At 57.6% G+C, this 7,933-nt stretch carries 5 protein-coding genes; all 5 read right to left on the bottom strand.

The window, feature by feature from the left end:
• Positions 1 to 241: 241 nt before the first annotated feature.
• Positions 242 to 1,336 carry a hypothetical protein gene (locus ACS8Y6_RS17730; protein ID WP_440851434.1) on the bottom strand — a complete coding sequence of 365 codons (1,095 nt, stop codon included), beginning with the start codon at positions 1,334 to 1,336 and terminating at the stop codon, positions 242 to 244.
• 22 nt (positions 1,337 to 1,358) lie between these two features.
• The gene (locus ACS8Y6_RS17725; RefSeq protein ID WP_440851433.1) at positions 1,359 to 3,143 is read right to left on the bottom strand and encodes a restriction endonuclease subunit S; all 1,785 of its coding nucleotides are present in this window, start codon (positions 3,141 to 3,143) and stop codon (positions 1,359 to 1,361) included.
• Entirely contained in the window at positions 3,140 to 4,636 is a 1,497-nt protein-coding gene (locus tag ACS8Y6_RS17720; protein WP_440851432.1) for an N-6 DNA methylase, read from the bottom strand. Before ACS8Y6_RS17720 ends, ACS8Y6_RS17725 begins: the two co-directional genes overlap by 4 nt.
• Positions 4,637 to 4,639: 3 nt before the next feature.
• Entirely contained in the window at positions 4,640 to 5,044 is a 405-nt protein-coding gene (locus ACS8Y6_RS17715; RefSeq protein WP_440851431.1) for a hypothetical protein, read from the bottom strand.
• Positions 5,045 to 5,383: 339 nt separating this feature from the next.
• Entirely contained in the window at positions 5,384 to 7,795 is a 2,412-nt protein-coding gene (gene hsdR, locus ACS8Y6_RS17710) for an EcoAI/FtnUII family type I restriction enzme subunit R (RefSeq protein WP_440851430.1), read from the bottom strand.
• Between the last annotated feature and the right edge of the window lie 138 nt (positions 7,796 to 7,933).

Below are 7,933 nucleotides of genomic sequence, written 5' to 3'. Positions count from 1 at the left end.
GATTTAGCCATGAACCTGGCCGCCTGTGAATGATGGGGTTTGTGGATCGCTTACAGCCTAACGAGCTGACTGGACAATAAAGCTCTTGATCATGAACAAAGCTCAGCTAGCCCATATCGAGCTCGGCTCTTGAACCGTAATCACTCGTGAATGCCAAACTGCTGGCGATCTGGCACGAGAAACGGCTCGCTGATGACTCTCTCCCCGATTACCGAGCGACCAAGGTTGGCAAAATCAGGCTTCAAGCAATGTTCCAGGCTTGCTTCAGCCGTTTCACGGTGTGATCCCATTTCGGCGTTTTGGGTTTGCATACCGTGTTCTGATTCCCGAACAGGCCGGTCTCGCTTACGGCAGAGCCGATTTCGACCGTCTTTTCCCAAGTGACCGGCACGATGTACTCGGCATGGTCATCATCGGCGTCCGCATCGAGCTTGGGATAGGGCCCGGTCAGAGCCATTTGATCCAGCGTCCGTGGACCGTCGGGGGTATCGAACTGGTATTGGTCCGCGCGGCAGTGCTCGCCGGTGACGCGGCCGACGCCGACATAACCGGTACCTGGAATATTGACCCACACGCGATCACCTTCCGAGAGCATCGCCAGCGTGCGCGAATACCAGAGCGCGCCACCGCCGGCGATGAAGCCCAGCCGGCGGGCGTCCTCCCACGGCCGCTCGCCACCGAACGAGACGTAGAACTCGCCGTTCCAGGGCTGCTTGTGCGTCCGGCTGATGACGCGTTCCTGGTTTTCCTCCGGGTCGATCATCCACGCCCGGCTCAGGTAATGGTTGCCGGCGTCCTGGAATGCCGCAAAGAACAGCGCGTTGATGGCGATGTCTGCATGCGTGTTCAGGTAGTTGATGATTCGCTCGGTGCTGGCGTCGAGCTTGGTCGCGACCACCACCATCTGATGCGCGCTGTTGAGCTGGATATCGGTACGGTCGAGCGCGACGCCGAAGCGGTGCTCGAAGGCGGCCTCAAGCGACTCGTGATGCCGCCCGTAGTTCTGTGCGAACTGGTGATAGATCTCGCCGATCTGCGACTCGTCCAGATTGACGACCCACGAGGCATAGTCGATCGCCTGTGCCACGACCTCGCGCGGCGTCTTGTTGCGCTTGAGTTCGATGATGATGACATTGCCGTCGCCGTCCAGCGCCAGCAGGTCGATGAACTTATCGAAGTCGGTCCGCACTTGGCGGCCGATCAGCAGCCAGTCTGCATCGAGGATGGCGATGTCGTGCATCACTTGCTCTTCGAGCAGCGACTCGTCGGCCAGCCCGCTAGGCTGAAGCTTCTCTGGCTTATCGCCGATTTTCCAGATGCCTTGTTCAATGGCCATAGGTAGCGCTAGCGATTCGTGGTTAGTGAATGGCTTGTTCGACGACGATGTCAGCCATTTCCAATCCGGTTTCGCCAGACCTTTTCATCGATGTTTTGAGTCGGTCGCAAATCGCGATTAGCTCATCTGTCTTATGGATAATACGATCTTGTTCTTCGGCAGGGGGAAGCGGAACTATGCAGCTACGAAGTTGCGTCTTATTTATAGACGCCAGATTCGTTGTTTGCTTGCTTGAATCGGCAAAATACTGCTTTGCAAAAGCTGAGTTCAGATATATTTCGAGCCATCGTTCATTTTGTTCTTCTAAAATTAGCCGCGCCCGAAAAACGTGGTTTTGGTGAATCATGGGGTTGATCGATCCGTCCCAGATAGCGGTTCGACCGACCTTGTCCCAATCACCGCCCTCAGTAATGAGTAAATCTCTCGGCTGGAGCAAGTATCGCTCTGCATCCTTCTCGGTGACTTCAATCTCTTTTATGTCCTGGAGATTCAGCTTGCCTCTTTGCACGTTGGCTACGCGAAGATACGGTGACATGATCGTTTGAACGCCGTTGTGCTTTTTTCCTTTTGCGATACCGCTTTGTATCTGTGTGACGTTGTCCAGTCGAGTTAACGCCCACCCTTCTGGAAGTGCGAATGGGTGATCGGTTGTCCTTGGCGCAGGAAGTGGCTTTTCCCTTCCAGATCGGGTGTAGTTTGGAGGGTTCGCGCGTTTTTTTTCGATTTTCGAAAGAAAAATATTACCGGCTTGTTCAGAGGATGTCTGTGGAACCAGCCGCCCCATAACAGCAAGCTGAAGAACGGTTTGCTTCAGACGCTCGATGCTGTTTTCGGTAGTAAACAATGAATCGAAGTGGGCGGCCAGGCGGGCCCAGTTCTCGGCCAGTTCGTCGGCGTCTTTGGATTGCGTGAGCGTGCCGAGCAGGGCGTCGACGAGCGTTTCGTGGGCGGCGTGCTGATCGCGGGTCTGCTGCTCCAGCCGGTCGCAGAGCGCCATGAGTTCGTCGACTTTATGGACGATGCGGTGTTGTTCGCTTAACGGAGGTATAGGGACGATTAGCGATTTTACTGACGAAGTATTCAGTTCGACTTGCTTCGTGGTTCCCGAAACCAAGGAGGTCGGATGATGCGGGTCTATTCGGTTTTGAATCGTGGGGGATGAAAGGTAGGCGTGTATAAAGCGCTCATCTAAAAGTTTTAACCGAATTACTGTAACGTGAGAATCAGCTACTATTGCTGAATCATCTAAATTACTGACACATGTAAGTCGGCCGACCGTACCGGTGCCCGTAGAATTCCACAGTAAGTCGTGATTCTTTAGGAAACGTTCGGGTTTGTAGCTATCGAGGCTTTGATCTGTGATGAGTCTAGCTTTCGAAAGGTCAAGGCCTGCCCATCGAATGCACTTCTGGGATACGACGCGTACTTTGCCGTTATCAGCGTATTTTGGCCCTTTGCCTCTTTGAATATACGAACTAACTGCACCTAAACTAGACCACTCCCAACCGAGGGGTTTGTCATAGGGGATTTCGCTGGCTGGAACCGCATCCGGAGTGTCAGCCGACTTGGTTTTAGTGGACTGTGTCGTTTGCGACAAGATTTTACGCAGCAAGCCCGATGCAGGCTCCTCCTCCGAGTCCTGCAGAACTAATCTGCCGCGTACTGCTAGTTCCAGAATTAATTCCCGTAAATTTTGTATGCCAGAAAACTCGACCTTGCCATTGCTACCATGCCGGTTGGTCGACTTGGTAGTAACCGCCCCGGTCCACAGATCGAGATGCTCGGTAATGAAAGGCTCTGCACTCATGCCGAACGCCGCTCCTGCTCGGGTTCGTCTTTCGGCGCCAGTGCCTCACCCAGAATCGTTTTGAGTTCGTCGCGCAGCGCTTGAATCTCGGCCTGGTGCTGTTCGTACCTGGCCAGCAATTCGTCCGGGTCGTGGGTATCTTCTTCGGCCTGGAACGGGTTCCTGATGTCCAGGTTGTAGTTCCGCTCGCGGAGGTCGTCGATCGAGACTTTCCAGGCGTGTTCTGTTTCCACACGGGCGGCGAAGCCGTCGGCCCCGGTGCCCCACCAGTCGATCTCGGCCTGGAATTCCTCGAACCGCATGGGTTTGGTTTTGCTGTAGTTCTTGTAACCCTCGGGATAGGGGTGTTCGTAGTACCAGACGGTTTCGGTAGCTTGCCCCTTGGTGAAGAACAGCAGGTTGGTCTTGATGCCGGTGTAGGGATTGAACACGCCGTTGGGCAGGCGAACGATGGTGTGCAGGTTGCACTCCTCGAGCAGCTTTTCCTTGAGGCGGGTCTTCATGCCTTCGCCGAACAGGAAGCCGTCCGGCAGCACGATGGCGGCGCGGCCGCCTTTCTTGAGCAGTTGCAGGAACAGCGTGAGGAACAGGTCGGCCGTTTCGCGGGTGCGGAACGCCTGCGGGAAGTTGTCCTCGATGCCGTCTTCTTCCATGCCGCCGAACGGCGGATTGGCGATGATGGTGTCCACCCGGTGTGTCGGGCCCCAGCTGATCAGCGGGTAGGACAGGGCGTTATCGTGCTTGATCTGGTTTGGCGTATCGATGCCGTGAAGAATCAGATTCGTGGTCGCGAGCAGATGGGGCAGCGGTTTCTTTTCGATGCCGTGGATGGTGCTTGCGATCGTGTCTTCGTCCTGCGGGGTTTGTACGTAGTTACGGCGCTTGTGTTCGATGGCGCCGGTGAGAAAGCCGCCGGTGCCGCAGGCCGGGTCCATCACGGTTTCGTCCAGCTTGGGGTCCACGCGGTTGACCATGAACTCGGTCACGGCGCGCGGGGTATAGAACTCGCCCGCATTGCCGGCGCTTTGCAGGTCCTTGAGGATCTGCTCGTAGAGATCGCCCAGCTCGTGGCGCTCGCTGGATTTGTTGAAGTCCACGCCTTCCTGGATCTTGTTGATGACCTGCCGCAGGAGCTGGCCGGACTTCATGTAGTTGTAGGCATCCTCGAAGACGTTGCGGATGACCACGCCACGGTAATCGTCGCCCTGTGCCTGCAAGCTCTGCAGGCCAGGGAACAGCGTGTTGTCCACGAAGGCCTTGAGCTTGTCACCGGTATCGCCTTCCGGGTCGGCGGCCCAGTTGCGCCAGCGCAGGTGCTCGGGCAGCGGCGAGCGGTAGTCGTCGTCGAAGGTTTCCCATTCGGTCTCGCGATCGTCGTAGATCTTGAGAAAGAGCATCCACACCAGCTGGCCGATGCGCTGCGCGTCGCCGTCGACGCCGACATCCTTGCGCATGATGTCCTGGATAGATTTTACCGTGGTGCTAATGGCCATGACTTAGTGCTCGAAGACGTTGTCGTGATGGTGTTGCAGGCGCATATCGGCGGCTATGCCGAAGGCTGCTGTGTCGATGAAGTGACGGCTGACACGAAAGCGCCCATGTCGTCGAATGTGATCAGCCCGGCATCCAAGGCCGCGTTGAGATTCGCGGTCAGCAGCAGGCCATTGTAAACATCGAGCCGCTCCTCGTTGGTCGAACCCTTCCATGGTTTGGCGTGCGAGGCTCGGAGCATGTCGAGGTTCGCGGCGCGGGTCACAGCGCAGCGCCCCGCGGTAGTCGATCAGCGCCTTGCGGATGGCGGCATCGGAGGACAGGCCAGCTCGCAGGCCTTCGATTTCGTCGAATGCGGGCCGCGCGCCACGAAAAGCGACCGGATCAAGAATGGCGAGCAGTTCGTGCAACGCCTCTTCGGAGTCGACATCAGTCTCCTAGCCGTATGTGATCTCACCCTGGCCTGTATGACGAGGTTTGGCATAGCCCGCCATATTCGAGTTGTGATGCGGCTCCAACCAGTCGACTGATAGGCCCTCGATCATGTCGATTTCAGCGCTCCTGTCCTTCAGCGCTGGATTCAGAATAAGCTGCGCTTCGTGCGTGGCAGCGGATCCATCATGCCCAGAGGTCTTGAGATAAACGCGCACGCCATTAGCGGTTGCCAAGCCCTTTATACGGAGGCGGTCACGCTCAACACGTGGTCCCGCGCGCTCTAGCGCGCACCGTATCTGATGCGAGTCGAGCATTTAGGCATATAACTCTTGTTCGAGATCTCGGACGGCGGCCAGATATTCATTCTTGCCGCCGAATGCGTTGATCAGTTCGATGGGCGAGCCCATCTGGTTGAAGGGATCGAGTTTGAGAACCTTGACGTCCTCCATGGGCTCGATGCCGGTATCGGTGTACTTGGTCAGCAGCGCATCGAGGACGGCAAGACTGGCGCCTTCGTAGCGATTGAAGTAGTCGTTCTTGCGAACCTGTTCGGCGCGCTCGCGGCGGGTTAGCGGCGGCTGGTCGTAGACGATGTGGCAGATCACGTCGAAGGGATCGGGCTCGGCGCCCAGTTTCTTGCGGACATCCTCGCTAAGGTCGTGCCAGAACACGCCGTTTTCGGCCAGCTCGTCGACAATAGCCTGCTTGCGCTCGGCGGCGTTCCAGCGGCGCAGGAAATCGTCGAGCGATGTGAATTGTTCGCGGACCTTCTTGCGGGTGTAGTCCTTGAGGCTTTCGGTGATCAGCTTGCCGTCCGGGCCGAGATACTGGACGCGCTCGGCGACGACACTCACCTCGACGTTATCCACGACATACCGCGTGCGTCCGGTGCCCTTTCCGTCGCCGTCTGGGCTCCAGTCGGCTGCGGTGTCGTCCGACTCCCATGCCCCGTCGGCGCCGGCCCCGTAGTCTTCCGGATCTTCCGGGACCGCGGGCGTATCGGGTATGGCGCCTTCCTCTTCATCGTCCGGCACGACGGATTGGCCGCTGGCGGGTTCGTAGACCTTGACCGGGTCGCCGTCGAATTCGGGGTCCGCAAACAGTTCGGTCGCTTTCTTGAAATCCAGGATCGTGAACCAGTGCTTGTTGAAGTCGTCATTGATGCGCGTGCCGCGACCGATGATCTGCTTGAATTCGGTCATGGACTGGATGCGCTGGTCCAGGACGATGAGCTTGCAGGTCTGGGCATCCACGCCCGTCGTCATCAGCTTGCTGGTCGTGGCGATGACAGGATAGCGCTCCTCGGGATTGATGAAGTTGTCGAGCTCGGCCTTGCCCTCGAGTTCGTCGCCCGTGATCCGCATGACGTACTTGCGATTCTCTTGGACGCGTTCCGGATTGAGATTGACGAGGGCCTGGCGCATGCGCTCGGCGTGGTCGATGTCTTCACAGAAAACGATGGTCTTCTGATAGGGGTCGGTTCGGGCAAGAAATTCGGTCACCTTGGCCGCTACCGTGAGCGTGCGCTTCTCCAGTATCAGCTGACGGTCGAAGTCCTTCTGGTTGTAAATCCGATCATCGATCAGGTGGCCATGCTTGTCGGTCTGGCCTTCGCTCGGGCGCCAGCCTTGCAGATCCTTGTCCAGATCGACACGCACGACCTTGTAGGGTGCGAGGAAGCCGTCCTCGATGCCTTGCTTGAGCGAGTAGGTGTAGACCGGCTCGCCGAAATAATCGATGTTGGAAACGTCTTTGGTTTCCTTGGGCGTGGCCGTGAGCCCGATATGGGTTGCGCCCGAGAAGTGGTCAAGGATCTGCCGCCATGCTGAATCAGCGGCCGCACTGCCGCGGTGGCATTCGTCGATGACGATGAGGTCGAAGAAATCCTCCGAGAACTGCTTGTATATGTTCTTGTCTTCCTCGCTGCCGGTGACCGCCTGATAGAGGGCGAGATAGATCTCGTAGGATTTATCGACCGTACGGTTGGACACCTTGGTCATGGCCTGGCCGAAAGGCTTGAAGTCGTTGTTCTTGGCCTGGTTCACCAGCACGTTGCGGTCGGCGAGGAAAAGGATCCGTTTCTTCTTGCCCGCCTTCCAGAGGCGCCAGATGATCTGGAACGCAGTGAAGGTCTTGCCGGTACCTGTCGCCATGACGAGCAGGATGCGATCCTGACCTTTGGCGATGGCTTCGACGGTGCGATTGATCGCTACCGTCTGGTAGTAGCGGGGCGTGCGACCGCTGCCGTCGTCGTAGTACGGTTCTTCGATGATTGGCTGCGCGGCTTGGCCAATTCCCTTGTATTGACAATACCGCTGCCACAGCTCGGCTGGCGAGGGGAATTCGTCGAGCGTGAGAGACGTTTCCGTCTGCCCGGATAATCCCGTGCGGTCATGGAATAGAAAGCCGTCGCCATTGCTTGTGAATACAAACGGCACGTCCAGCGCATCGCTGTAGGACAGGGCCTGCTGCATGCCGTCGCCAAGTGCATGCGTGTTGTCCTTGGCCTCGATGACTGCAATGGGCTGGTTCTTCTGATAACTCAGAACGTAGTCGGCGCGGCGCCGTTGGCCCCGTGCGTGCAGGCGCCCTCGCACGATGATGCGACCGGCCGTGAATGATACTTCCTCGCGGATCTGCGTCTGCAGATCCCAGCCGACGCGTCTGAGCGCCGGCGTGATGAACTTGGTGCAGATATCGCGTTCGGTTAGATCGCGCTTATTCAAGCTGTCCTCTCGACTCCCCCTGGCGGTCCGACTTTAACGCATTATTTGGCGTTTGCGCGGCGCTCCGACCGGAACAGCCGTTCCTACTGAGACCCGGGCCAATCCGGCCAACGCGCTGGGGAATGGGCCAGTCGGTGC

Origin of the sequence: Salinisphaera sp. RV14 (assembly GCF_052044135.1) — a bacterium.
Taxonomy (GTDB): domain Bacteria; phylum Pseudomonadota; class Gammaproteobacteria; order Nevskiales; family Salinisphaeraceae; genus Salinisphaera.
The sequence above is the reverse complement of the archived record's forward strand: the minus strand, read 5'-3'. Positions and strand labels throughout refer to the sequence as shown.

What these genes read in the sequence shown, in the direction of transcription:
- ACS8Y6_RS17720 (WP_440851432.1), bottom strand. Translation starts at nt 4,636, where the DNA reads ATGGCCATTAGCACCACGGTAAAATCTATCCAGGACATCATGCGCAAG.
- ACS8Y6_RS17725 (WP_440851433.1), bottom strand. Translation starts at nt 3,143, where the DNA reads ATGAGTGCAGAGCCTTTCATTACCGAGCATCTCGATCTGTGGACCGGG.
- ACS8Y6_RS17730 (WP_440851434.1), bottom strand. Translation starts at nt 1,336, where the DNA reads ATGGCCATTGAACAAGGCATCTGGAAAATCGGCGATAAGCCAGAGAAG.